The organism is Knoellia sinensis KCTC 19936 (assembly GCF_000768705.1).
Taxonomy (GTDB): Bacteria; Actinomycetota; Actinomycetes; order Actinomycetales; family Dermatophilaceae; genus Knoellia; species Knoellia sinensis.
The window spans coordinates 297313-321609 of record NZ_AVPJ01000001.1 but is presented as its reverse complement, the minus strand read 5'-3'; the positions used below and the strand labels follow the sequence as shown (position 1 = coordinate 321609).

The following is a 24297-nucleotide window of genomic DNA, read 5'->3' as shown; positions in this document are numbered from 1 at the left end:
CTACCGCTGGGCGATGCGGCGACCCGCGACGATCACGAGCGAGGCGACGACCGCGGTGCACAACCACATCGTGACGAACACAGGGGTGTCCTGACCTCGGCCGACATGGAGAGCCGCGAAGATCGCGCCCGTTCCGGCGATTCCGATGACCGAGCCCAGGACGTCGGCCAGTTGGAGCGACGAGGACGCCGAGCCGTGGTCGGCCACGGGGGTCATCGACAGCGCAAGCACGGACAGGCTCGCCGTGCCGAGTCCCATCCCCAGGCCACATACGGCGAGGGCGCCCGCGACGAACCAGGGTGACCAGCCGAAGTGGGCGATCGCCACCACGCAGAGCAGTCCCACGGCGAGTGCAGCGCCCCCGCTGCTGACGAGCCGGTCGCGGCGCCCGGCGAAGGCATCGCGGCCCTGGATCCAGGAGCCGACCGACCAGCCGATCGATCCGACCGCCAAGAGGCCTCCGGCCTGTGCGAGGGACAGGCCGCGCTCTCCCGTGAGCATGAGGGGGATATAGGTCAGGGTCCCGAAGAAGGCGAAGGGGAGGAGGAACCGACTCAACATGACCGAGGACAGCCCGCGCCTCATGGAGAACGTCCCGCTCGGCAGGAGCAGCGGCGCGCAGACCGCAACACCGGCAAGCCCGACGAGCCCACCCACGGTCCGGGGCGACCACCGCAGCTCGAGGTCGTGCATCCCCCACTGCATGAGCCCGGCAGCCACGGCGATCGCGAGCCCGAGCCACGCGGCACGGACGTGTTCGCGGTGGTCCCGGCTCGACGGTTCGATGTCTGCACCGTCGCCGAGGATCTGGCGCCTGCGGGCAACGATCACCGCGAGTGCGCCGGCGGCGGGGACGACGACGACCCAGAAGACCCACCGCCACGAGAAGGTGGTGGTGATCCACCCGGCGAGGACGGGTCCCAGCAGCGAAGGCAGCACCCAGGCCGCGCTGAGAACGCCGAACACCTTGGGCCGCAACGTTTCCGGATAGGCGCGTCCGATGACGACGAAGCCGGCCACGAAGGTGAGTCCCGCCCCGAGTCCCGCCACCGCGCGCCCGAGAAGGAACGGTCCGAAGGCCGTCGACGCGCCGCAGATTCCGCAGCCCAGGGCAAACAGGATCTGCCCGGCCACCAGAGACGGCACCGGCCCTGACCGATCGCACCAGACGCCGGCAAGAACGATGCCAAGCAGTTGGAGGGTGAGCATGACAGAGAAGGCCAACGCATAGGAGCGCACGGCATCGAGTTCGCGCGCCACCTCCGGCATCGCCGTCGAGACGGCCATCGACTCGAAGGCGATGACGGCGATGATCGACAGGATCGCGATCGTCAGTGCGGCGTACTCCGGGCCGAACACTCCGCTGTGCGGCGACCCGGTTGCCTGCGTCCTTGCTCCCGGTGAACTCACGCGGTCACGCTACGTCAGGGCTGAGGGGGTGGCCGCGTTCGCTCAGGACGTCACGCAGGGTGGCGATGTGGTCGGTGACGATGCCGTCGACGCCGAGGTCGAGCAGGCGGTGCATCTCCACCGCGGACTCGTCGCTCCACGGGTGGAACCACACGTGGACCTGTTTGCCCAGTCGATGCGCCACGGACACGAGTTGCGGTGTCACGAGGGTGATCTGGCGTCCGCGGATGCGGTGCGCCACGGGGATCTGCAGCACGGGGGCCGGAGTGTGCAGCAGGAGGGACAGCGGCGTCGGGGCATAGCGCAGCGCACCCGTCCCGACTTGCCCGGCCGCGGTGGCCAGTCGGGGTCCGAGGCCCCGGCGGGCCGCTCGCACCCGCCTCTCGCTGAACGAGCCGATGCAGACCCGGTCGATGGCGTTGTGGCGCCGGATGGTGTCGATCGTGGGCGCAAGCGCAGCGTCGGCCTTGACGTCGATGTTGAGTCGCGTCGTCGGGAACTCCTCGAGCAACTCGGTGAGCAACGGGACCGGGTCGGTGCCGTTGATGCGGGCATCGCGCACCGCCGAGTACGGCAGGTCGATGATGGCTCCCGCACTGTCGGTGGTCCGGTCGAGGTGCGTGTCGTGGAACGCGATGAGTTCGCCGTCCGACGTCGCATGAACGTCGGTCTCGAGGTAGTGGTACCCCAGCGCCACGGCCTCCCGGAAGGCGCGGACAGTGTTCTCAAGGCCGATGTTCGGGCCATAGGCCGCCCCGCCTCGGTGCGCCATCGCGATGGGGCCCTCGTGGTCGAAATAGGTGAAGTGCTCCGCCCTGGCCATGTCAGATCCGAGCCCAGATGGCGACATCCGTGGGGATGAGGCCGTCGCCATCGAGTTCGCCGGACCGGTGGGTCACGACGGCGCCATCGGGCAGCGCCACCGGCTCCGCGCCGAGGTTCACGAGGACCAGCGTGCGACGCGAATCGTCGTGGGCGGCATTGACGAACGCGACGACATCGCGACTCGACAACTCGTGCCAGGTCGCCGAACCCAGCCCGAGTCGGTCGGCCCGCCGGGCCGTGAGCATCGAGCGATACAGCTCGAGGGTCGACCCGTCCACGCCGGCTTGCTGGTCCACGGCGAATGCCCCGTACGACTCCGGTTGCGGCAGCCAGGTCGCGACACCGGGGCCGAACCCGAGGCTCGGCGCATCCTTGACCCAGGGCATTGGGACACGGCATCCGTCGCGCCCGATCTCCTTGCCCTCGGTCCGGTGGAAGGTCGGGTCCTGACGGAACTCGTGCGGCATGTCGGTCGACTCCGGCAGACCCAGTTCCTCGCCCTGATAGATGTAGGCGCTGCCCGGCAGCCCGAGCATGAGCATCGTCGCGGCCCGTGCGCGTCGGAGCCCGAGTTCGGCATCGGGTTGGGCCTGGTCTGCGGCGATGCCGTTCGGCCGTGGAAGCGACTGGTCGAGGCCGAGGCGCGAGGCGTGCCGGACGACATCGTGGTTCGAGAGCACCCAGGTCGTCGGGGCCCCGACGGCGTCGTTGTGCCGGAACGAGTGCTCGATCACCGACTGCAACTTCGCCGCGTCCCAATGCGTGTCCAGGAAGTCGAAGTTGAAGGCTTGGTGCATCTCGTCCGGGCGGACGTAGCGGGCGAGCCGCTCGGTCGGCTTGACCCAGGCTTCGGCGCACAGAATCCGTGCAGGAGAAGGCTGTTCGTCGAGGAGGGAACGCCAGCGGCGATAGATCTCGTGGACCCCCTCCTGGTCCCACATCGGAGGCCGGCCGCCGGGACCCGCCTCGTGGACCCGTGCCGTCACGTCCTGTGCCTCGACGTCCGGAGGGAGGGCAGCGTTCGGGTTGTGATCGGTCGCGTCGAGCATCAGGAGCGGCCCGTCCCAGTCCGGGAGGCCCTCCTCCTTGATGAGGCCGTGGGCCACGTCGACCCGGAAGCCGTCGACACCCCGGTCGCACCAGAACTGGAGGATCGACGCGAACTCGTCCCCGACCTCGGGGTTGGTCCAGTCGTAGTCGGGCTGCGTCGTGTCGAAGATGTGGAGGTACCACTCACCGGGGTTGCCGTCCTCCTCGGTGACACGCGTCCACCCGTTTCCGCCGAAGACCGAGGGCCAGTTGTTCGGCGGCTTCTCGCCCTGCTCGCCCTTGCCCTCCCGGAAGACGTAGCGGGCGCGTTCGGGGCTTCCCGGGCCGGCCTTGAGCGCGGCCCGGAACCACTCGTGCTCACTCGACGAGTGGTTGGGCACCAGGTCCACGATGATCTTGAGTCCCAGGTCGTGCGCCCGGGCGATGAGCGCGTCGGCGTCGGCCAGGGAGCCGAACAGGGGGTCGATGTCGCGGTAGTTCGCGACGTCGTAGCCCGCGTCGTGCATCGGTGACACATAGAAGGGTGAGAGCCAGACAGCATCCACCCCGAGGTCTCGCAGGTAGGGCAGCCGGTCGGTGATTCCCTTGAGGTCGCCGATGCCGTCACCGTCGGAGTCCGCCCACGAACGCGGATAGATCTGGTAGATCACGGCGTCGTGCCACCACGGGGAGTCGTTCGGGTCGGCAGCGTGGAGCGTCGTCGGGGTCCGGCCTTCAGGTGCGTGCTGGGTCACCTTCCCCATGCTTCCGTATGCCGTCCGCCCACGACCATCCCACCCCTCACGTCTCGACTTTGTGCCCCGTTGGGACAAAAACGGCTTCGACTTTGTGCCCCGTTGGGACAACTCGCTGGCGCTCGCCGTCCCAACGGGGCACAAAGTCGAAGGTCACGTCGGGTGGACGAGTTCGCGGTGGTCGTCGCCCCGGCCGTGGAGAGAGCAGGGCTGGCGCGGCTCTCGCGGGCAGAGCACCCAGACCTGGGACGCCCGCGCCCGATAGAGCCGCCACGGCGAGTCGCCGGTGACGTCCTCGACGGTGAGCGCCGAGCCGCCGCGCGACTCTGGACCGGGGTAGACCGTCAACCCGTGCTCGAGGTCCGACGGCTCGTCGACGATCGCAGCCGACCCCACGGCATACACGGCCCGTCCGTGGTACGCCGGAACGGTCGAATCGAACACGACGAGGCTGATCCTTGAACGCGACTCGAGGTTCTCCGAGTGGAGTGACCCTCGGCTCGACGTCCAGTAGAAGTCCGTGAGGCCATCCGCGGCGAAGTAGACCGGCGTCGTCCACGGGCGTCCGTCGGCGTCGACGGTCCCGAGGGTGACGTAGGCGATGCGGTGCAGCAGCGAGTGGGCGTGCTCGACCAGATCGGTGTCGTCGCTCATGCCTCAGTCCTACCGTGGGAGAGGCTGACCCGGCGACCCACCGGCCCCACGACGGCTCAGATCGTGGGGCGCGCGTCCTCATCGCTGTTGACGAGCATGTGCGCAGCACGCATGAAGTAGTCCCGCATCGCCTCGGCGTGGGCCTCTTGGAGGTCGAGGGTGTCCATGGCCGCGAGCATGTGCCGCATCCACCGGTCGCGCATGTCGAGGGTGACGGGGAAGGGGGCGTGTCGCATCCGCAGCCGAGGGTGGCCGCGTTCCTGGCTGTAGGTATTCGGTCCGCCGAAGTACTGCTCGAGGAACATCCGGAGGCGCCGCTCGGCCGGGCCGAGGTCTTCCTCGGGATACAGGGCGCGCAGTTCCGGGTCGGCCGCGACGCCGACGTAGAACTCGTGCACGAGACGCTCGAACGTCTCGGCGCCCCCGACCTCGTCGTAGAAGCTCATGCCTTCCCTCCTGGACTGCCCGACCCGAACGCACCGAACGGGTTGACCGGCGGCGCCTTGACCCCGGCCGCATCGAGCGCCGTCTTGATCCGCTGACGCAGCTCGCGCTGCACCTCCACCTTCTCACCGGGGGACGTCTCGGCGAGCACCCGGATCGTCAGCGTGGAACCGGTGAGGGACTCGACGCCGGCGACCGTCGGGGTGTCGAGGAGGCGGCCATCCCAGACCTCGTCGCCGGCCATCGCCTCGGCCGCCTCTCGGATGACCGATGACACACGCGCAACGTCCTCGTCGTAGGCGACGGGCACGTCCACGATCGCGGTCGCCCGGTGCTGGCTCAGGTTGCCGATCCGGACGATCTCGCCGTTGCGGATGTACCAGGTGACGCCGTCGGCGTCGCGCAGCCGTGTGACGCGCAACGTGACCTCCTCGACGGTCCCGATCGCCTCGCCCGTGTCGATGACGTCTCCGACGCCGTACTGGTCCTCGAGGATCATGAAGATCCCGGAGAGGAAGTCCTTGACCAGACTCTGCGCCCCGAACCCGAGTGCGACCCCACCGACACCCGCAGTGGCGAGGATGGGTGCCAGATCGATGCCCACCGTCGACATGACGGTGAGCACGGCGATGAGGCCCACGACGAACGACACGATGCTCCGCAGGAGCGACCCCAGGGTCGCCGTCCGCTGCTTGTGGCGCGCACGAGCGTTCGCGGTCGCCTCGGCGAGGAGGCGACCGGCGCGGGACCTGTCCTCCTTGGGATCGGCGCGCTCGTCCGACTTGGTCGTCATGGTCCGCACGACGCGGTTGATGAGCCGGTGCAGCATCCACGTCACGACGACGGCAAGGACGATCGTGAAGAGGATGCGCAGCCCGTCGGTGAGCAGCCAGTCCTGGAGCTTCTCGGCGGTCAGCACTGCGGAGCGGAGGTCGGCAGAAATCATGCCCGGGCGTCACGCTCCTGTGCCGCGAGGGCCCGGGTGATCGGGTCGCGGTTCTCGGCGACGAGGCGGCGGAGCGCGTCCGGGGCCTCGGGGTGGGAGTCGAGCCAGGCCTGCGTGGCGTCGCGCAGTTCGGCCGACGCCAGCCCGCGCGGGTAGAAGCCGTGCACGATCGCCGCGATCAGCGCCATGGATCCCTTGTCCTGCACCGTGTCGAGCGCCTCGTGGTAGCGAGCGACGAACGGCTCGAGGGCAGCGACGTCGCCGAGGCGACCGAAGCCGAGGCCGTAGGCGTCGACCATCGAGTTCGAGAGGCCGGAGTCGGTGACGGCGGCCTTCCACGCTGCTTCCTTGGCAGCAGCCGTGGGCACCGAGGCCCGTGCTCGGGCCGCGCGCTCCTGACCCGTGGCCGTCGCGTCGCGCTCGAGCTCGGCCTCGATCTCGCCGTCCTTGAGGTCGTTGGCGCCGGCCAGACCGGTGAGGAGGGTCCAGCGCATGTCGGTGTCGAGGGCGAGACCCTCGAGGCTCTCGGTGCCCGCGAGAAGACCACGCAGGTATGCCGTGTCGTCACCGCTCGTGGTGAAGCCGGCTGCCGCGGTCACGAGCTGGAGCTGGGCGTCACTGCCGGGCGCGGCGTCCTTCGCGAGCTCCCACAGGCGTGCGAGCGTCGCACGACGAGTGGCGTCGCGCGTCTCGGGAGCCGTGTAGAGGTTGACGGCGGTCGAGAGCTGGGCGAAGAGCGTGCGCAGCAGTGTCGAGTCGGTCTCTCCCGGGAGGACCTCCAGGACGAGGTCGGCGAAGGTCCGGGCGCTCATCTCGGCGTCGCGCGTCATGTCCCATGCGGAGGCGAGGACGAGCGACTTCGGCAGCGAGCTCTCGAATCCGCGCACGTGCTCCAGAGCCGTGGCGAGGGAGCGCTCGTCGAGTCGCAGCTTGGCGTAGGTGAGGTCGTCGTCGTTGACCAGCAGCAGGTCGGGCTGCTCGCGGCCGATGAGGTCCGGGACCTCGGTGCGCTCACCCGTGAGGTCGAGCTCGAGACGGTCGGTGCGCACGAGGCGAGAAGCGCCCTCGGAACCGGACTGGACGGCATACAGGCCGATCGCCAAGCGGTGCGGACGGATCGTCTCGAAGCCCTCGGCGAAGGTCTGCTCGATGACGGCGCTCGTGATCAGGCCGCGGTCATCGACCTCGACGACCGGCCGCAGGGTGTTGACGCCAGCGGTTTCGAGCCACGCCTTGCTCCACGTGTGCAGGTCGCGACCCGACGTGGTCTCGAGCTCGGCCAGCAGGTCGTCGAGCGTGGTGTTGCTCCACTTGTGCTTGGCGAAGTAGGCGCGCAGTCCGTCGCGGAACGGCTCACGCCCCACATAGGCGACGAGTTGCTTGAGGACGGATGCGCCCTTGGCGTAGGTGATGCCGTCGAAGTTGACCTCGACGTCCTCGAGGTCGCGGATCGGGGCGACGATCGGGTGCGTGGAGGAGAGCTGGTCCTGGCGGTAGGCCCAGTCCTTCTCGTGCGTGCCGAAGGTCGTCCACGCCTCGGTCCATTGGGTCGCCTCGGCCTGCGCGGTCGTCGACGCCCACTCGGCGAACGACTCGTTGAGCCAGAGGTCGTTCCACCACTTCATCGTGACGAGGTTGCCGAACCACATGTGCGCGAGCTCGTGCAGCACCGTGAGCGCGCGGCGCTCGACGATGGCGTCGGTGACCTTGGACCGGAAGACGTACATCTCGTTGAACGTCACGCAGCCGGCGTTCTCCATGGCGCCCATGTTGTATTCGGGCGTGAAGATCTGGTCGTACTTCTCGAAGGGGTACTCCTCGTCGAACTCCTCCTCGAAGAACGCGAAGCCCTTCTTGGTGAGGTCGAAGAGGTTGTCGGCGTCGAGGAACTGCGTGAGCGACTTGCGGCAGAAGATGCCCAGTGGCACCTCTCCGCGGCGGCTCGTCAGGCTGTCGCGGACCACGTCGTAGGGCCCGGCGACGAGCGCGGTGATGTAGCTCGAGATCGGCTCGGTCGGCGTGAAGGACCACGTGGAGACACCGTCGCGCTCGGTCGGCTTCGGCTCCGGGGTGGGGGAGTTCGAGAGCACCTGCCAGTGGCTCGGTGCCGTCACGGTGAACGAGAAGCGCGCCTTGAGGTCGGGCTGCTCGAACACGGGGTACATGCGGCGGCTGTCCGGCACCTCGAACTGGCTGTAGAGGTAGACCTCCTTGTCGACGGGGTCGACGAAGCGGTGCAGGCCCTCACCGGTGTTCATGTAGGTGCCCGTGGCCTCGATGCGCAGCTCGTTCCGCTCCGCCAGGCCACTGATCGCAATGCGAGAGCCGTCGTATGCCGTCTCGACCACCTCACCGTTGAGCGTCACCTTCTCGACGGACTCACCGAGGAAGTCGACGAAGGTCGCCGCCCCCTCGGTCGCCGTGAAGGTGATCGTGCTCGTCGTCGCGAACGTCGTGTCGGACGTCGTGAGGTCGAGTTCGACCGAGTACGCCTCGGCCTTGACGAGCGATGCGCGCTCCTCGGCCTCGACGCGGGTGAGGTTCTTGCCGGGCACAGGGGTCTCCTTGTGTCAGGGATTCAACAGATTTGTCTGCAATCCTCCCACGCTCCCGGGGCGGCGCTGGCCCTACCCATACCAGCCCACGGACCGTGGTGGCAGGATGGCGCGCATGTCCGCCGCCACACCCGTGACCTTCCACTTCGACCCGACCTGCCCCTGGGCCTGGATGACCTCGCGATGGCTCGGCGACGAGGTCGAACCCCACCGGGACCTCGACGTCACCTGGGCCGTGATGAGCCTGTACTACCTCAACGAGACGCGTGACATCCCCGCCGGGTACCGCGAGATGCTCACCGAACGGCAGAACCTCAGCGGTGCCGTCGTTGCAGCGCGGGCCAAGTACGGCGACAAGGTCGTCAAGCCGCTCTACGACGCCATCGGCACCCGCTTGCACCCGCAGGGCCGTCAGGACCTCGACACGATCCTCGAGGAAGCCTTCGCGGAGGTCGGCGTCGAGCCCGTGTCGCTCGAGGAGATCCGCTCCGACGAGGTCCAGGAGGCCCTGCGTGCCGGCACGCAGGCCGTGATCGACAAGGTGGGCGACGACGTCGGCACGCCGACCATCGACATTGCCGGGGCCGCCTTCTTCGGCCCCGTCGTGACCCCCGCTCCCAAGGGCGAGGCAGCGCTCAACCTGTGGGACGGCAGCGTGCTCGTCGCCGGTGTCCCCGGCTTCTACGAGATCAAGCGCAGCCGCACGGTTGGTCCGCAGTTCGACTGACGCGCCCCCCTCCACCCACCCGACCACAGACGTTCGACACAGGAGCACCACGAGACATGCGCGTTCACATCGGCGGCGACCACGCGGCATACGACCTCCAGCAGGACCTCATCGCCTTCCTTGAGGCCGAGGGGCACGAGGTGACCAACCACGGCCCGTTCGACCTCGACCCCCTCGATGACTACCCGGTGTTCGTGCTGCGCGCGGCCGAGGCCGTCGCCGCCGACCCGGAGTCGCGAGGCATCGTTCTCGGCGGCTCCGGCAACGGCGAGCAGATGGCGGCCAACAAGGTGGCGGGCGTGCGCGCAGCCCTCTGCTACAACGACGAACTGGCGCAGCTCGCGCGTGAGCACAACAACGCCCAGGTCATCTCGATCGGCGGCCGCATGAACACGGTCGACGAGGCGCGCTCCATGGTCCGCACCTTCCTCGGCACGTCCTTCTCGGGCGAGGAGCGCCACCAGCGCCGGATCGACATGGTCAGCGGCTACGAAGAGAGCGCCACCCTCCCCGACCTGCCCTGAGGGGGGCCATTTCGGGCCTTTCGCGGGTGGCTACCCGTGGGTTAATGTGACCGCACGCAGCCCACGACAGGAGAAGTGCCAGTGGCTACGGACGTCAGCGTCCTCACCCGCAGGACCCCGGCGCTCACGCGACGCCTCGGCCATCCGGCCATCGCGGTCGGTCCACGTCGCGACCGCGTCGTCTTCGTGATCCTGGCGTTCGTCGCCCTGCTCTTCGTGCTCGCAGTCATGGTCTGGCCGACCCGCATCCCGTTGGTGTCCCTCGCGCCGCTCGTCCTGCTCAGTGGCCTCTATCTGTCGGACCGCCATCTGGTGGGGCTCTACATCCTCATTGGCATCGGGGTGCTGGCGACGGTGCCGCAGCTGGGTGGGACCGCCATGGTGCGCACCCTGATGGTCTCCTCGATGTTCGCCCTCATGGCCATGATGGTGATCGTGTCGTCGTCGCGGGTGCGGGTGGGATCGACCGGCTTCCACGGCGAGAACCTCTTCGTGGAGCTGCGTGACCGCATCGCGCGATCGGCCCAGCTCCCCGGCCTGCCCCAGGGGTGGACCGCCGAGTCGGCGGTCTACTCAGCGCACGGAGAAGGATTCTCCGGCGACTTCATGGTCGCGGACCTGACCCACAACGGACGGCATCTCGAGGTGGCCCTCGTCGACGTCAGCGGCAAGGGCCGCGAGGCGGGGACGCGCTCACTGCTGCTCTCCGGCGCCCTCGGTGCCCTGCTCGGTTCCCTTCCGCCCAGCGCCTTCTTGAACGCCGCCAACAGCTATCTCGTGCGGCAGGGCTGGGAAGAAGGATTCGCCACGGCCGTCCACGTCGACGTCAATCTCGACACGGGCGAATTCTCGGTCGGCAACGCCGGGCACCCCGCGCCCGTCCGCTACTCCGTCGGCACGGGCACGTGGGAGATCCTGGAGGGCGGGCGTGGTCCTGTCCTCGGCATCATGCAGGGGGTGACCTTCGCCCGGACGCGCGGGACGCTCACCATGGGCGATGCGCTGATGATCTATTCGGACGGCATCATCGAGTCCCGCGGTCATGACCTGACCGAGGGCACGGACCGGATGCTCGGAGCGGCGTCCGGCGCGATGATTCGCCACGGCGACTCGATCACCGACGCCGTCGTCTCGTCAGCCCGCTCGGGCGAGGCCGACGACCGAGCCGTCTTCGTCATCACGCGCCGCTGACGGAAGCCGCGCTACGACGTATGCCGCCCGCTCGGGTGAGCGGACGGCATACGGGTGTGTCGTGGGTCGTGGACGCGCGCGTCGGTGGAGGCTCAGTACCTCGCGGCCGAAGTGCTCTGGCTGGTGACCCGCTCCAGGGCGTACTCGGTGACCCGGATCAGGGCGGCCTTCGCAGAGTTGCGGTCACGGGCATCGATGGCGATGACCGGAGTGTCCACGGGAAGGGCCAAGGCCTCGCGCACGTCCTCGGCGGGGAAGCGCTGTGCGCCGTCGAACTCGTTGATGGCGACGATGAACGGCAGCTGCTTGGCCTCGAAGTAGTCGACCGCCGCAAAGGCCTCGTCGAGGCGCTGCGTGTCCACGATGATGACCGCACCGATGGCGCCCTTGATGATGTCGTCCCACATGAACCAGAAGCGCTTCTGACCAGGGGTGCCGAAGAGGTAGAGGACGAGGTCGTCGGCCAGCGTGATGCGGCCGAAGTCCATGGCCACCGTCGTCGTCGACTTCATCGGTGTGTTGGACAGGTTGTCGACTCCGGCAGACTCGTTGGTCACGAGCGCCTCGGTGCGCAGGGGCACGATCTCGGACACGGCGCCCACGAGGGTGGTCTTGCCGACGCCGAATCCGCCCGCGACGACGATCTTGGTCGACGCGGCGCCCGAAGGCGGGCTAGATGGCCCGAAGTCCACGGAGGGTCCTTTCGATGAGGTCCTGACGCACGTCACGGCTGGAGGCGTCGGTGAGGGTCGTGGCGGCGATCCTGACATGTCCCTGCTCGACGAGATCACCGAGGAGGACACGCACGACGCCGAGGGGGAGTTTTGCTGCCGCCGAGATCTCGGCGACGGAAGTGCGGCTGGCGCAGGCCGCCACGATCGTTCCGAGCTGGGACTGACCGTTCCAGTCGCGCTCTCGACCACTGTCGGTCTGCTCGATGATCGCCTCCACGGGGAGGTCGACCGACGAACGTGTGCGCCCGGAGGTCAGAGCATAGGGACGCACGATGCCGGCAGTCGGCACGAGTTCGTCCTCGTCGTGGTGGTGCGGGGCCATCGTTCAGATCTTTCAGTAGGGCCTGTGGACCCGGGCCTCGGCCTGGATCATCGGCCCGACACGCTGGACGAGGAGGGCCATCTCGTAGCCGATCTGGCCGATGTCGGCGTTGCCGGCGGTGAGGACGGCGAGGTTGGAACCGTCGCCGACGCTCATGAGCAGAAGGAAACCGTTCTCCATCTCGATGACGGTCTGGAGGACGGTGCCGCCGTCGAAGAGCGAAGCAGCGCCGGTCGCAAGGCTCGCGAGTCCGGAGGACACGGCGGCCATCTGCTCCGCTCGGTCGGACGGCAGCCGGGCCGACCCCGCAACCAGCAGGCCGTCGGCGGACACCAGGATGGCGTGTGTCGCCCCGGCGACGTCGTCGACGAACCGCGACACCACCCAGTCGAGATTGCGCCCCACGGCTCCGTAGGTGGAGTCACTCATGATCGGTCGGTCTCCTCATCAAGCAGGACCGAGCCGCTGGGGGTGGCTCGGGATTCGGTCGTGTCGGTGGTGCTGCGGCGTCCACGCTGGACGCCGGCGCGGTGCCGGTTGAGCCTTGCACGGATCGCCTCCGGGTCGCGCACGACGGTCCCGGAAGATCCCGAACCCGCCTGACCCGGGACCAGCGTGGACCCTGGCCGCCGCATCGGGAGGCCGGCGCTGGAGGTGCCGGCGGAGGTGCCTGTCTGGGCTCGCTCGGCCGCTTCCCAGCCACGGTCGATGTCGTCGGAGGACCAGGGCAGATCGCCGCCCTCCTCGTTCTCGGACAGCCAGCTCGACTGCATCTTGCGGAAGATGGGGGAGTCCGAGACCGGGGCCGGTTGGAGGGAGGCCACGAAGTCGAAGTCCTCTGACACCTGGGCCGACGTCACGGGGTCAGCCTCGACGGCGTCGGGCTGCCAGGACGGCGTCTGCGTGGCGGTCGCCTCTGGAATGGTCGTGGCAGGGGTGGTCGACTCCGGTGCGGCCGATTCCGGGGCCGTCGTCGGCGCGGCGGGCGGGGTGGGCTGTCCGTCCGCATCGAGCTTCGGTCGGGGCGGAATGGGCGTCCGGGCGATGGGACCCGTGCTCGGCTCCGCCGAGGGGGAGTTGGCCCACGAAGGGCGGGCAGGCCCGGCGAGCGGCGACCCGGCGACGCTGACGCCCGGCTGCCGTCGTGGGAGTCCGGTCGGAGTGGGACGCGCATCCCCTGGGGTCGCCGCGTCACCTTCGGCAGGAGGCCGGGTGTCGGGAACCCGGCGCACCGGCAGCGAGCTCACGCTGGGGAGGGCCGTCGGGGTTGCGTTCGACTTCAGTGCGGTCAGGCTGCGCGTCGACTCGTCGTCGTCGCTCGGCAGGTTGGGAACCGCAGTGAGGGTGGTGACGCGTGGGCGGCCCGGGCCAACCTGAGGAGTGGGTGAGGTCGCACCCTCCTCGAGGGAGGCGACGGGAGCGTCGGCGGGCGCGACCGAGCGGTCGCGCGAGGGACCCACTGGCCCGGTGGGTCGACCCGTGGCCAAGAGGGTGGCCGGGAGGAACACCGAGACGACAGTGCCGCTGGACTCCTGGTTGGCGCGAATCCGCACGGTGATCTCGTGGCGGAGCGCGAGTTGGCCCACCACGTAGAGACCCATTCGGCGGGCCGTCTCGGGGGTGACCTCACCTCCGGTGGCGAGCGAGAGGTTGGCGTCGTCCATGGCGTCCTGCTCCATGCCGAGACCGGAGTCGACGATCTCGATGAGCGTGCCTCCGTCGACTCCGCGGACGCTGCTCACGGTGACGGTGCTGTCCGGCGGTGAGTACGCGAGCGCGTTGTCGATGAGCTCGGCGAAGAGGTGCACGAGGTTGGGTGCAGCGCTCGCCTGGATGATGAGGTCGTTCACGGTGAGCTGGACGCGCTGGTAGTCCTGCACCTGGGAGATCGCCGCGCGCAGGACATCGCCCAGGGCGAGGTCCTGACCTGCGACGCCGCGCGGTGCTGCTCCAGCGAGCACGAGGAGGCTCTCGCCGTTGCGGCGGATCCGCGCGGCGAGGTGGTCGAGGCGGAAGAGGCTCTCGAGGCGGCGCGGATCCTGCTCGTCGCTCTCCAGGCGCTCGATCAGGCCGAGCTGCTGGTTGATGAGCGAGGTGCTGCGTCGCGAGAGCGTCTCGAACATGGCGCTCACCTGGGCGCGCAGGCGGGCCTGCTCGGTGGCGAGGGTGAGGGCCTCGGCGTGCAGAACGTCGACGGCGCGGGCGAGCTGGCCGACCTCCTCGCGGGTATGCACCGGCAGTGGCTGCGCGGGCGTGGGTTCCTGACCCTCACGGATCTGACGCAGCGCGGTCGGGAGCCGCTCCTCCGCGACCTCGAGTGCTCCGAGTCGCACCTGCTTGATGGGTTCGAGGAGCATGCGAGCCACGGCCAGGGCCAGCACGACGGCGGCGGCGAGCAGGGCCAACGTGAGCAGTGCGTCGCGGATGGCTGTCCCGCGGGAGTCGCTCGCCTTGCCCGCCATCGTTCCGACGACCTGGTCGTTGATCCGGTTGGCGAGCGTGGTGTAGACGCTCACGGCGTCCTGGGCACGGGGGAGGGCGGAGGTTCCGGCGGCCACGGCCGGTGCCGAGCTGAGGCGGAGTTCGTTGCCCCCGGCCAGGGTGCTGACGAAGGTGTCGTCGGCGCCGAGGCTGCTCTCGAGGGCCGCGATGGCGGTCGCCTCCTCGCCGATGGCGTTGCCGAGCGTGATCGGGTCCACGGGGGACTCGGGCGTCGCACCGATCGTCAGGACGCGCTGCTCGGTCAGAGCCACCTGACCGGCGATGATGTCGCGGATGGTGGTGAGCCGGGCATCGGAGGTCTCGCTCGTGAGGTCGTTGAGGACGACGGTGATGTGACGTGCCGCCTCGGCGAACTGGTCCGAGACCGTGGCCGCCGGGGCGGTGGGAGGTGAGTCGCGCAACGGCTGACCGGCAGCGAGAGCTTGGTCGAGGCTCGTGATCTGCTCGTCGGTGAGCTCGGATTCGCGCATCGCGGACCTAAGCTCGGTCGTTGCGGAGTCGAAGCCCTGCCGGGCCCGCTCCACGGCCTCCTCATCGGTGCTGCGGCTGGCGACCGCCACGGCCGAGGCGCTGTCGATCAGCCGAACCGCGGGCTGGACGACCGACACCCGGGACTCGAGGTTGGAGAACTCGATGGCATCGCCGGTCGCGCGGACGACGCGGAGTCCACCGAACGTGGCGGCGAGGAGGACAGGGATGGCGAGCGCGAGCGCGAGCTTGCGGCGCAGGGACCATTCCTCGATCGCGTACCACGGGACCTCGGGTGTTGATCGAGCGTCCTCGACCTTCACGGGCTCAGTCACCGGCTCCTCATTTCAGGCTGTTCGACCTTCGTCCCAATGGTGGATGGCCACTGGGAACAAGCGGCGCCTCGCGCGGTCGTGATGCGGGAGGCGAGGCGTTCGGGGGCATGGCAAACGGCAGGTAGGTACCACACCCATCGGGGGACGGTAGCAGCACGACCTGTGAAGTGTCCGTCACTTCACCCCGGACGCGACCTTGCTCACACTGGCTCGGGGTTAACCTCGAGATCATGTCCTCGTTGCGTCCGACCCTTCACCACGAGCCACGCGACGGCGTGCGCACCTTCACGCCCAGATGGCGGACCTCCCCCCTCACGGCCGAGCGCATGGAGCGACTCCTGCCCGGTCATGCGATCCCGGCCGACGGGCCCCTGGATCGGGAGGCATGGTTCGGGCGGACGGCACCGGTAGTGCTCGAGATCGGCTCGGGGCACGGTGCTGCGGCGGTGGCCTATGCCGCCACCCTTCCGGACCACGACCTGATTGCGGCCGAGGTGCACGTCCCCGGGGTGGCGCGCATGCTCGCCGCCGCCGAACCCCTGTCCCTGACCAACCTGTGGGTCGAGCGCGGTGACGCGTTGCCGCTCCTCACCGATCGCATCCCGCGAGGTTCGCTCGCGGCGATTCACCTCTTCTTCCCCGATCCGTGGCCCAAGGCCAAGCACGGCAAGCGCCGGTTCGTCCAGCAGCACACCCTGTCGTTGCTCGCCGACCGGCTCGAGCCCGGTGGCGTGCTGCGCATCGCCACCGACCATGCCGTGTATGCCGGCCACGTGCGTGAGCAGGTCAGTCACCATGGCGGGTGGACCCTCGTCGAGGGGGAGCGGCCGGACTGGCGTCCCCGGGACGGCTTCGAGGCGAAGGGACTCGCCGCCGGTCGCACTGTCGCCGAGTTCGCCCTGACTCGCGACTGAGATCAGACGGTGCGGGCCCTCGTTCGTCGGGGTAGCCAGAGCCGCGGAACCAGCGCGTTCGTTCCTCACGCCCTGATTCCGACTCCCGTCATCCGGCTCCCCGACTGGAAATGGCTGGCAGAGCGCTTCGCGCTGTGCCAGCCATTTTCCTGTCGGGGTAGCCAGATTCGAACTGGCGACCTTCCGCTCCCAAAGCGGACGCGCTACCAAGCTGCGCCATACCCCGTCCCCGCCGTGGCAATCGAACTCGCGCGACACGTCATGTGCCGCCCGATTTCGGATCCCGCGAGGGCGGCCACTAGGCTAACCCCTGCTCCGAGCCGGACGGACCACACCGTCTACGACGAGCATGCGGGTGTAGCTCAATGGTAGAGCCTCAGTCTTCCAAACTGATTACGCGAGTTCGATTCTCGTCACCCGCTCCACGAGAAGGTATGCCGCCCACGCACCAGCGCGGGCGGCATACCTTTTCTGTGTGGTCGACGCCGTGTCAGGCGCGGAACGCGAGCCAGGCGTCGCTCATGCGCTCGGCCTGACCGCGGGTGAACATGTTCATGCACGAGTCCTGCGTGTAGTCCATGAAGTTGTGGATCGGGTCCAGGCCAGGTGCGGTGCAGGTGTCTGCGCCCGTGGGGCAGTTGAACTGGGGCTGCGCCTCGCGAGGGGTGTCCGCCACGAAGTCACCGGCGGCCGAGCAGCCGTGGGCGAACGTGTGCTCGAGCATGAGCCAGTGGCCGACCTCGTGGGTCAGGGTGTCGCCGAGCGAGTACTTGCCCGCGGTGCCGCCCGGCATCGACTCGTCGAGCATGACGACGCCGTCGATGTAGTCGCGGCCGTTGTTGTTGACGCCCTTGGGGAAGTAGGCCCAGCCGAGCAGGCCGTCGCCGTGTCGGCGACGTAGACGTTGAGCGTCGTGGAGTCGCCCTCGTGCAATGCCTTCTTCATGTCGCGCTCGACCTTGCCGGGGGTGACGGTGTTCCAGACAGGGTTGGCCGTCCACGTCGTCTTGGTGTGGTCGAACCGGAACGGGGTGTCGGACGCATCAGGAGCGGTGGTCCCCGAGAAGGCGTCGTTGAGGACGTCGACCTGGTCGGCGATCATCGTCTCGAGCCGGGTCTTGCCCGCGGCGTCGAGCGTGTCCTTGGAGACGACGTGGAAGATCGTCGGGACCGTGACCGAGCCGGCGGCCAGCAGGGGCGCGTCGGGGAGCACGCCGTAGGCGTTGGCCTCGCTCTTGTTGTAGAGCGCAGGCTCCTTGACGTTCTTGGCGTCGTCGCGCACCCGCGCCGCGGAGGTGGCGCCGGTTGCTGGGTCGCATTCGGCGACGGCAGGGGAGGGTGCGGACGCCGCGCTCACGGTCGCGGGCGCGGAGACGGCGAAGGTGGACGCTGCGAGTGCGATGACTCCCAGCACGGGACGGATGACACGTCGTGACATGTGTGTGGTTCTCCTCGAGGATGTGCGCCCGGTCGGGCCGCTCGCGAGACCGTACTCCGCGCGGCCCCGTCTCGTGGGTGAGCGGGGAGCACGGGATTCGTGCGCCGTGCCGTCTGCCGTTAGCATGGGCGCGAGTGTGAAGTCTTTCGGTATGCCCGTGCGCTCACCGCGCGCGAGTCCGCCCATCCGTGCGGGCCGGCAGGCCGATCCTGATCTCATCGCGCGGGGTGCGCCCCGCATCAACCCGTGATCCCAACACACCTGTGGAGTGCCTGAAGTGAAGAGTGCCGTCGAGACCCTCAGCCCGACCCGGGTCAAGCTCATCGTGGAGGTGCCCTTCGACGAGCTGAAGCCCGACCTCGACAAGGCGTACCAGACGATCGGCTCCCAGATCCAGATCCCCGGGTTCCGCAAGGGCAAGGTCCCCGCACGCATCATCGACCAGCGCGTCGGCCGTGGCGCCGTCGTCCAGGAGGCCGTCAACGAGGCCCTCCCGCGCTTCTTCTCCGAGGCGGTCGACGCCGAGGGCATCAAGGCGATCGGTCAGCCCGAGGTCGATGTCACCGCCGTGCCCCTTGAGGACGGTCAGGACTTCGAGTTCACCGTCGAGACTGACGTGCGTCCCGAGATCGAGCTCCCGGAGCTCGAGGGCATCGCGGTCGAGGTCGACGAGGTCAAGGCGACCGACGAGGACATCGAGGAGCGCCTCACCACCCTGCGCCAGCGCTTCGGCACCCTGTCAGCCGTCGAGCGTGCGGTCGAGAACGGCGACGTCCTCTCGATCGACCTCTCCGCCGTCATCGACGGTGAAGAGATCGACAGCGTCGAGGGCGTGACCTACGAGGTCGGCTCCGGCAACATGCTCGAGGGCCTCGACGACGCCGTCACCGGCGCCAAGGCCGGCGACACCGTCACCTTCACCGCACCCCTCGCCGGTGGCGACAAGGAGGGTGAGGACGCCGAGTGCACCGTCACCGTCCAGTCCGTCAAGGTTCGTGAGCTCCCCGAGCTCGACGACGACTTCGCCCAGCTCGCCTCGCAGTTCGACACCCTGGACGAGCTCCGTGACGACGTCGCCAAGCAGGCCGAGCAGGCCAAGAAGTTCGAGCAGGGTGTCCAGGCCCGCGACAAGGTTCTCGAGCACCTCCTCGAGGTCACCGAGGTCGCCGTGCCGGACGGCATCGTCGAGGCCGAGGTCCACAGCCACCTCGAGGGTGAGGGTCGCCTTGAGGACGACGAGCACCGCGCCGAGGTCGACGAGAGCACCCGCAAGGCGCTCAAGGGCCAGTTCCTCCTCGACGCCCTCGCCGAGAAGCTCGAGATCAACGTCGAGCAGCCCGAGCTCATCGAGTACCTCATCATGAGTGCGCAGCAGTACGGCATGGACCCGAACCAGTTCGCGCAGGCGATCGACCAGCAGGGTCAGGTCCCGGCCATGGTTCAGGAAGTCGCCCGCCGCAAGGCGCTCGCCGCAGTCCTCGAGAAGGCTGCCGTGACCGACACCGCTGGCAACGCGATCGACCTCAACGAGCTCGTGCCCCAGGCCGAGACGGTCGACCCCGAGCTCGAGGGCGAGGCTGACCTCGAAGCCCTCGCCGACGAGGTCGAGACCGACGAGGCCCCGGCCGAGGAGTCGGCCAAGGCCTGACCTTCGCCAGACGACAACGCACGTATGCCGTGTGCTCACCGATCGGTGAGCACACGGCATACGTGCTTCTCTGTTCAGCCGGTGGGTGGGGGAGCCGTCGTGTCACCGACACGGAGGGTCACGGGGAAGGCAGCATCTCCGGGTTGCTCGCCGGAGAGGATGCGTCTCGTGAGGTCGCCGAGCAGCCTTCCTTTGGCCTCTCCCGGTTGGACGATCGTGGTGAGCTCGCGGTCGAGCCAGGGAAGGTCGACCGCGTCGAAGCCGGTGACCGACAGGTCCTCTGGAACGCGCAGCCCGAGCGCCTCAGCAGCGCGAATCACCCCTGCTGCCAGCAGATCCGACTGGGCAACGATCCCTGTGGGGCGCTGCTCCGGCGGCGCGTCGAGGAGCAGCAGCCCGGCCTTCTCTCCCTCGGTGACGTCGGCGCGGTGAGCCTCGACGAGCGGGCTCCCCGAGGCGGCGACCTCGAGGAAGCCGTGTGCCCGCTCCCGTGCGTCGGCGTAGGCCGCTGAGTCGAGTGCGCTGATCTCCACCCGGCGTGTGGTGCCCGAGTTCTGCGCCTCCGCCGTGAGGGGCATCGCCACGTGTGCGAGCCGCGTGTGGCCGAGGTCGACGAGGTGGCGAGTCGCCTGGGCAGAGGCGCCACGCTCATCGACGACGACGTGGACGACCGAGTCGTGTGACGGGGCGCCGGTGCCGACGATCGGCAGGCCTCGCGCGACCAGGTGGTCGGTGAGTGGGCTGTCGGAGCGGCCACAGAGAGGGAAGATCGCGGCGTCGACGGCGTGCGATTCGAGGGCGCCCCGTCGGCCGTCACCGTGGTCCGCGACGAGGAGCATGCTCGTGCCCATGGCGTCGAGTTCCTGGGCGACTCCGTCGAGGACGGCGAGGGCGAACGGGTCGCGGAAGGCGTGGATGAGTCGGTCCTCGACGATGACGGCGACGCTGCGGGCCTTGCCCTGACGCAGGGAGGCCGCGAGGGGATCAGGGCCGGCGTATCCCAGTTCACCGGCCGCGTCGCGGACCCGAGCCGCAGTCTCTGGTGCGACGGGCCCCTTCCCGCTGAACACCAGTGACGCGGTGCTGATCGACACCGCGGCCCGGTCGGCGACATCACGCAGGGTCACCTTGCGCGCCTGACCCGTGCGAGGGGGGACCGTGGGCGAGGGGGCCGTGCGGGTTTGACGAGAGGGGGGCATGAGGATCAGACTATCGAATCGATTCGATCCGCCAACCACCGCGCGCTTGAACCCCGCCCCTACCGGGCCGTAAGTGAGGTACACACAGCACTTACTGCCCGGTAAGGCGGCGGGAAGCCGAGAAGGAACCGCATCACCGTGAGCAACGCCACCCTGCCCCGCGAACATGTCGCTCGCGCCCGAACCGCCGTGTTCGTGGTGTTCACTGCCTCCGGAGTGGCGTTCGCGAGTTGGGCATCGCGGATCGCCGACGTCAAGGCAACGCTGGGGCTGTCCGCAGGCCAGCTCGGGATGGTGCTCCTGGCGATGTCGGCGGGCTCCCTCGTCGCGCTGCCGTCGACGGGTCGCATCGCGGCGAAGTTCGGGGTCGTCCCCACGATCCGGGTGGGGATGCTCCTGAGCTTGCTGGGTTTTGCCACCGTCGGGTTGGGCGTCGACCTCGCGCAGTCCTCCGCTGTCGTGGCGGCGGGCCTGTTCCTCGTGGGTACGGGCATCGGGGTCTGGGACGTCACCATGAACCTCGAGGGTGCGGTGGTCGAGCGGATGCTCGGACAGACGGTCATGCCCCAGTTCCATGCTGCGTTCAGTGGCGGCACAGTCGCGTCCGCGCTGGTCGGGTCCGGCATGTCGTGGGCGGGCATCCCACTTCTCCCACACCTTCTCCTCTCGGCCCTGACCGTCACGGCTCTCGGCTTCTGGGCCCTGCGCAGCTTCCTTCCGCGCGAGCTGGAGTTCAGTGACGCGAAGGAACCGGTCAACGAGCGCGCCGCAACAGGCGGGCTGCCAACGACTGACCGCAGCCCGGCGAGGTCGGCGTGGCTCGAGCCACGCACCCTCCGCATCGGCCTCGTCGTGCTGGTCGCCGCGTTCACCGAGGGGACTGCCAACGACTGGCTCGCGGTGGCTTTCGTCGAGGGCCACGAGCTCCCTGCCTGGGCGGGTGTGCTCGGCTTCGCCACCTTCCTCAGCTTCATGACCCTCGGGCGGCTGCTCGGCACCCGGTGGCTCGACACCTACGGTCGCGTCCCTGTCCTGCGTGCCACCTTCGCGCTGGCCGTCGTCGGGTCGGTGCTCGTCATCTTCGGGACCCCGTGGATGGCCTTCATCGGCGCCGCGATCTGGGGCGTCGGCGTCTCGCTCGGCTTCCCCGTGGGCATGAGCGCCAGCGCCGACGACCCCCAGCGGGCCGGAGCGAGGATGTCGGTCGTCGCCACCATCGGCTACCTCGCGTTCATTGCCGGGCCGCCGGCCCTCGGCTTCCTGGGCGACCACGTCGGCGTCCTGCGCAGCCTGCTCGCCGTGGGCACCATGGCCCTGCTCGTCCAGGTCATCCTCGAGTCGGTGCGGGAGCCGGCTCGGACGGACCCGACCACCGCGCAGGCGGAACCAGCGCGCGGCGCGAGCTGACCGGCATACCCCTGCGCTTTTGTGCTCAGGGCGAACACGGGCCGGGACCGGGAGTGCGCGGGAGGAGCCGCGCGTTAGGGTCAGCGAAAGGCAAGACCACCCATCACGGCAGGAGCGACCAGCGTGAGCAGCAACGAGATCGTCGCAGCCGGTCCGGGCGACAAGCTCGGCCTCGACGACAGCATCTACAACCGCCTCCTCAAGGAGCGGATCATCTTCCTCGGCTCCGAGGTGCGTGACGAGAACGCCAACGCGATCTGTGCGCAGATGCTCCTGCTCGCCGCGGAGGACTCCGACAAGGACATCTGGCTCTACATCAACAGCCCCGGTGGATCGGTGACCGCCGGCATGGCGATCTTCGACACCATGCAGTGGGTGCCCAACGACGTCGCGACGGTTGCCATGGGCATGGCCGCCTCGATGGGCCAGTTCCTGCTCTCCGCGGGCACTCCCGGTAAGCGCTACGCCACGCCGCACGCCCGCGTCATGATGCACCAGCCGTCCGGCGGCATCGGGGGCACGGCATCCGACATCAAGATCCAGGCCGAGCAGCTGCTCCACATCAAGAAGCAGATGGCCGACCTCATTGCCCAGCACACGGGGCAGACGCCGGAGCAGATCGAGGCCGACTCCGACCGCGACCGCTGGTTCACGGCGGAGGAGGCGAAGGACTACGGCTTCGTGGACCACGTCTTCTCGCGTGCGGACCAGGCCGGCAAGGCGTCCGACAACCCGGTCACCGACTGACCAGGCGACCAGGGAGACGAGAGAGAGACATGAACGTGAACTACCCGACCCGCCCGAGCGGGCTCGCCGTCCCCGGCCCGTCGAGCCGCTACATCCTGCCGCAGTTCGAGGAGCGCACCTCGTACGGCATGAAGCGGACCGACCCCTACACCAAGCTCTTCGAGGACCGCATCATCTTCCTCGGGGTGCAGGTCGACGACGCCTCCGCCGATGACGTCATGGCGCAGCTCATCGTGCTCGAGTCGCAGGACCCGGACCGCGACATCCTCATGTACATCAACAGTCCCGGTGGTTCGTTCACCGCGATGACCGCGATCTACGACACGATGCAATACATCCGTCCCGACGTGCAGACGTTCGTCATCGGTCAGGCGGCCTCGGCTGCTGCGGTGCTGCTCGGCGCGGGAGCCCCGGGCAAGCGATACGCCCTGCCCAACTCCCGCGTCCTCATCCACCAGCCGGCGATCGAGGGCACGGGCGGTATGGCCTCCGACCTCGAGATCCACGCCAACGAGGTGCTCCGCATGCGTGAGTGGCTCGAGGACACCATCGCCCTGCACTCGGGGCGCGACGTCGAACTCGTCCGCAAGGACATCGAGCGCGACAAGATCCTGTCGGCGGACGCCGCGAAGGAGTACGGCCTGATCGACGAGGTTCTCGCGTCCCGCAAGGCCGCCCTCGAGGACTGATCCCCACGTCTGAACGACACCGGTGTATGCCGTCCGCTCACCTCGTGAGCGGACGGCATGCGCCGTTTTCCGGCCCCGGGGAACCCCGGCGGCTGCTCCGACGTCGAAGGGGCATGCGACGACTTCTCGTGTTCGCTCTCCTCGTCACGGCTGGGTTCCTCGTGGCGCCCGCTCCGCCTGCGATGGCGTGCTCCTGCGCGAGCATGGACATGAACACGCATGTCGCCCAAGCAGATCGGATCTTCGTCGGCACCATCGCTGCTGTCGGCAAGACGGAGCGGGGCGGCGGAGTCCTCAAGTCTGTGCCCTTCACCGTGGACGTCAGCCTGCGCATTCAGGGCGACACGGCGCGCCGGGAGGTCGTGTGGTCCCCGCGCGGTGAGGCCTCCTGCGGGATCGACGAGGAGGTGGGGCGCCCGATGGTGTTCTTCGTCAAGGACGAGCCCGACGGGGCATCCACGGGTCTGTGCGCCGGCACCCAAGAGGCGCGCGCGGACTACGTCACCGAGGTCGAGGCCGTCGCGGGTCCAGGTCGTCCAGTCATCCCCGCGGGATCGGGCCCGGCTCCCGCGACGAGCGCGCCGGGGTCCACGTCTCCCGGCGAGGCGACGGACCGACAGCCCCCCGCGGACGAGGGCACGCCGTGGGGACCGATCGTCCTGGCGGTCGCGGCCGTGGCGCTCGTCGGAGCGGGCGTCGTGCTCCTTCGCAGAGGGGGTCGCAGCGAGCACGGGGACGTTCTGCCCTGAGCGGACAAGCGCGACTCGCGAGCCGTGGGAGGCGTTCAATGGGTTGCGTCGACGGTGCTGGAAGGTAGCGTCGGACGTGTCGCCCT

The 24297-nt window shown here is 69.0% G+C and carries 23 protein-coding genes and 2 tRNA genes; 10 read left to right on the top strand and 15 right to left on the bottom strand.

Annotation, left to right across the window (positions count from 1 at the left end; translation table 11 throughout):
* The 7 genes from N802_RS01500 to pepN form a co-directional block, all read right to left on the bottom strand.
* Positions 1-1410: an MFS transporter gene (locus N802_RS01500; protein WP_156971230.1), complete on the bottom strand. Its 1410-nt coding sequence runs from the start codon at positions 1408-1410 to the stop codon at positions 1-3.
* A gap of 4 nt (positions 1411-1414) precedes the next feature.
* On the bottom strand, positions 1415-2233 hold the full coding sequence (locus N802_RS01495; protein WP_035911121.1) for a glycerophosphodiester phosphodiesterase family protein: 819 nt from the start codon (positions 2231-2233) through the stop codon (positions 1415-1417).
* Between the two features lies 1 nt (position 2234).
* The gene (locus N802_RS01490; protein WP_035911119.1) at positions 2235-4028 is read right to left on the bottom strand and encodes a glycoside hydrolase family 13 protein; all 1794 of its coding nucleotides are present in this window, start codon (positions 4026-4028) and stop codon (positions 2235-2237) included.
* Between the two features lie 144 nt (positions 4029-4172).
* Positions 4173-4673: a pyridoxamine 5'-phosphate oxidase family protein gene (locus tag N802_RS01485; protein WP_035911117.1), complete on the bottom strand. Its 501-nt coding sequence runs from the start codon at positions 4671-4673 to the stop codon at positions 4173-4175.
* 56 nt (positions 4674-4729) lie between these two features.
* Positions 4730-5119 (bottom strand): globin, encoded by a 390-nt coding sequence (locus tag N802_RS01480; protein ID WP_035911114.1) that lies wholly within the window; start codon positions 5117-5119, stop codon positions 4730-4732.
* The gene (locus N802_RS01475) at positions 5116-6063 is read right to left on the bottom strand and encodes a mechanosensitive ion channel family protein (RefSeq protein ID WP_035911112.1); all 948 of its coding nucleotides are present in this window, start codon (positions 6061-6063) and stop codon (positions 5116-5118) included. The genes N802_RS01480 and N802_RS01475 overlap by 4 nt, the downstream gene beginning before the upstream one ends.
* Positions 6060-8618, bottom strand: coding sequence for an aminopeptidase N (gene pepN, locus N802_RS01470; protein ID WP_035911107.1), 2559 nt, complete (start codon positions 8616-8618; stop codon positions 6060-6062). Before pepN ends, N802_RS01475 begins: the two co-directional genes overlap by 4 nt.
* Before the next feature lie 115 nt (positions 8619-8733).
* Between pepN and N802_RS01465 the strand changes: the two genes are divergently transcribed.
* The 3 genes from N802_RS01465 (at position 8734) to N802_RS01455 (ending at position 11060) form a co-directional block, all read left to right on the top strand.
* On the top strand, positions 8734-9345 hold the full coding sequence (locus tag N802_RS01465) for a mycothiol-dependent nitroreductase Rv2466c family protein (RefSeq protein WP_342666734.1): 612 nt from the start codon (positions 8734-8736) through the stop codon (positions 9343-9345).
* Between the two features lie 56 nt (positions 9346-9401).
* Positions 9402-9869, top strand: coding sequence for a ribose-5-phosphate isomerase (locus tag N802_RS01460; RefSeq protein ID WP_035911100.1), 468 nt, complete (start codon positions 9402-9404; stop codon positions 9867-9869).
* 81 nt (positions 9870-9950) lie between these two features.
* Positions 9951-11060 (top strand): PP2C family protein-serine/threonine phosphatase, encoded by a 1110-nt coding sequence (locus N802_RS01455; protein WP_052109288.1) that lies wholly within the window; start codon positions 9951-9953, stop codon positions 11058-11060.
* 92 nt (positions 11061-11152) lie between these two features.
* On the opposite strand, the gene N802_RS01450 is transcribed toward N802_RS01455, so the two are convergent.
* Genes N802_RS01450 through N802_RS01435 form a run of 4 tightly spaced genes read right to left on the bottom strand, consistent with a single transcriptional unit; the run spans position 11153 to position 15421 of the window.
* On the bottom strand, positions 11153-11752 hold the full coding sequence (locus N802_RS01450; RefSeq protein WP_035911096.1) for a GTP-binding protein: 600 nt from the start codon (positions 11750-11752) through the stop codon (positions 11153-11155).
* On the bottom strand, positions 11733-12116 hold the full coding sequence (locus tag N802_RS01445) for a DUF742 domain-containing protein (protein WP_052109287.1): 384 nt from the start codon (positions 12114-12116) through the stop codon (positions 11733-11735). Before N802_RS01445 ends, N802_RS01450 begins: the two co-directional genes overlap by 20 nt.
* 12 nt (positions 12117-12128) lie before the next feature.
* Positions 12129-12545, bottom strand: a complete 417-nt coding sequence (locus tag N802_RS01440) for a roadblock/LC7 domain-containing protein (protein WP_035911093.1) — start codon at positions 12543-12545, stop codon at positions 12129-12131.
* Complete coding sequence (locus N802_RS01435) at positions 12542-15421, bottom strand: sensor histidine kinase (RefSeq protein WP_035911090.1); 2880 nt, start codon at positions 15419-15421, stop codon at positions 12542-12544. The genes N802_RS01440 and N802_RS01435 overlap by 4 nt, the downstream gene beginning before the upstream one ends.
* A 230-nt stretch (positions 15422-15651) precedes the next feature.
* Here N802_RS01435 and trmB point away from each other — a divergent pair, with 230 nt between their 5' ends.
* A complete protein-coding gene (gene trmB / locus N802_RS01430; RefSeq protein ID WP_035911087.1) occupies positions 15652-16335 on the top strand; it encodes a tRNA (guanine(46)-N(7))-methyltransferase TrmB in 684 nt (227 codons plus the stop codon).
* 152 nt (positions 16336-16487) lie between these two features.
* On the opposite strand, the gene N802_RS01425 is transcribed toward trmB, so the two are convergent.
* A tRNA-Pro gene (locus N802_RS01425) sits at positions 16488-16561 on the bottom strand.
* Positions 16562-16686: 125 nt separating this feature from the next.
* Here N802_RS01425 and N802_RS01420 point away from each other — a divergent pair.
* A tRNA-Gly gene (locus N802_RS01420) sits at positions 16687-16760 on the top strand.
* Between the two features lie 65 nt (positions 16761-16825).
* On the opposite strand, the gene N802_RS20730 is transcribed toward N802_RS01420, so the two are convergent.
* Complete coding sequence (locus N802_RS20730; protein WP_245613790.1) at positions 16826-17143, bottom strand: M43 family zinc metalloprotease; 318 nt, start codon at positions 17141-17143, stop codon at positions 16826-16828.
* On the bottom strand, positions 17083-17772 hold the full coding sequence (locus N802_RS01415; protein WP_245613789.1) for a zinc metalloprotease: 690 nt from the start codon (positions 17770-17772) through the stop codon (positions 17083-17085). Before N802_RS01415 ends, N802_RS20730 begins: the two co-directional genes overlap by 61 nt.
* A 277-nt stretch (positions 17773-18049) precedes the next feature.
* Between N802_RS01415 and tig the strand changes: the two genes are divergently transcribed.
* A complete protein-coding gene (gene tig / locus N802_RS01410) occupies positions 18050-19420 on the top strand; it encodes a trigger factor (RefSeq protein WP_035911085.1) in 1371 nt (456 codons plus the stop codon).
* A gap of 74 nt (positions 19421-19494) precedes the next feature.
* Here the strand turns inward: tig and N802_RS01405 are convergent, their stop codons facing one another.
* A complete protein-coding gene (locus tag N802_RS01405; RefSeq protein ID WP_245613788.1) occupies positions 19495-20619 on the bottom strand; it encodes a LacI family DNA-binding transcriptional regulator in 1125 nt (374 codons plus the stop codon).
* Positions 20620-20757: 138 nt separating this feature from the next.
* Here N802_RS01405 and N802_RS01400 point away from each other — a divergent pair, with 138 nt between their 5' ends.
* The 4 genes from N802_RS01400 (at position 20758) to N802_RS01385 (ending at position 24211) form a co-directional block, all read left to right on the top strand.
* Positions 20758-22026, top strand: coding sequence for an MFS transporter (locus tag N802_RS01400; RefSeq protein ID WP_035911079.1), 1269 nt, complete (start codon positions 20758-20760; stop codon positions 22024-22026).
* Positions 22027-22149: 123 nt separating this feature from the next.
* A complete protein-coding gene (locus tag N802_RS01395; protein WP_035911077.1) occupies positions 22150-22773 on the top strand; it encodes an ATP-dependent Clp protease proteolytic subunit in 624 nt (207 codons plus the stop codon).
* A gap of 29 nt (positions 22774-22802) precedes the next feature.
* The gene (locus N802_RS01390; RefSeq protein ID WP_035911074.1) at positions 22803-23462 is read left to right on the top strand and encodes an ATP-dependent Clp protease proteolytic subunit; all 660 of its coding nucleotides are present in this window, start codon (positions 22803-22805) and stop codon (positions 23460-23462) included.
* A gap of 113 nt (positions 23463-23575) precedes the next feature.
* Positions 23576-24211 carry a hypothetical protein gene (locus N802_RS01385; protein WP_035911071.1) on the top strand — a complete coding sequence of 212 codons (636 nt, stop codon included), beginning with the start codon at positions 23576-23578 and terminating at the stop codon, positions 24209-24211.
* Positions 24212-24297: the final 86 nt, after the last annotated feature.

What these genes read in the sequence shown, in the direction of transcription:
- N802_RS01495 (WP_035911121.1), bottom strand. Translation starts at nt 2,233, where the DNA reads ATGGCCAGGGCGGAGCACTTCACCTATTTCGACCACGAGGGCCCCATC.
- N802_RS01490 (WP_035911119.1), bottom strand. Translation starts at nt 4,028, where the DNA reads ATGGGGAAGGTGACCCAGCACGCACCTGAAGGCCGGACCCCGACGACG.
- N802_RS01485 (WP_035911117.1), bottom strand. Translation starts at nt 4,673, where the DNA reads ATGAGCGACGACACCGATCTGGTCGAGCACGCCCACTCGCTGCTGCAC.
- N802_RS01480 (WP_035911114.1), bottom strand. Translation starts at nt 5,119, where the DNA reads ATGAGCTTCTACGACGAGGTCGGGGGCGCCGAGACGTTCGAGCGTCTC.
- N802_RS01475 (WP_035911112.1), bottom strand. Translation starts at nt 6,063, where the DNA reads ATGATTTCTGCCGACCTCCGCTCCGCAGTGCTGACCGCCGAGAAGCTC.
- N802_RS01465 (WP_342666734.1), top strand. Translation starts at nt 8,734, where the DNA reads ATGTCCGCCGCCACACCCGTGACCTTCCACTTCGACCCGACCTGCCCC.
- N802_RS01460 (WP_035911100.1), top strand. Translation starts at nt 9,402, where the DNA reads ATGCGCGTTCACATCGGCGGCGACCACGCGGCATACGACCTCCAGCAG.
- N802_RS01445 (WP_052109287.1), bottom strand. Translation starts at nt 12,116, where the DNA reads ATGGCCCCGCACCACCACGACGAGGACGAACTCGTGCCGACTGCCGGC.
- N802_RS01440 (WP_035911093.1), bottom strand. Translation starts at nt 12,545, where the DNA reads ATGAGTGACTCCACCTACGGAGCCGTGGGGCGCAATCTCGACTGGGTG.
- trmB (WP_035911087.1), top strand. Translation starts at nt 15,652, where the DNA reads ATGTCCTCGTTGCGTCCGACCCTTCACCACGAGCCACGCGACGGCGTG.
- N802_RS20730 (WP_245613790.1), bottom strand. Translation starts at nt 17,143, where the DNA reads ATGCTCGACGAGTCGATGCCGGGCGGCACCGCGGGCAAGTACTCGCTC.
- N802_RS01415 (WP_245613789.1), bottom strand. Translation starts at nt 17,772, where the DNA reads ATGTCACGACGTGTCATCCGTCCCGTGCTGGGAGTCATCGCACTCGCA.
- N802_RS01405 (WP_245613788.1), bottom strand. Translation starts at nt 20,619, where the DNA reads ATGCCCCCCTCTCGTCAAACCCGCACGGCCCCCTCGCCCACGGTCCCC.
- N802_RS01390 (WP_035911074.1), top strand. Translation starts at nt 22,803, where the DNA reads ATGAACGTGAACTACCCGACCCGCCCGAGCGGGCTCGCCGTCCCCGGC.
- N802_RS01385 (WP_035911071.1), top strand. Translation starts at nt 23,576, where the DNA reads ATGCGACGACTTCTCGTGTTCGCTCTCCTCGTCACGGCTGGGTTCCTC.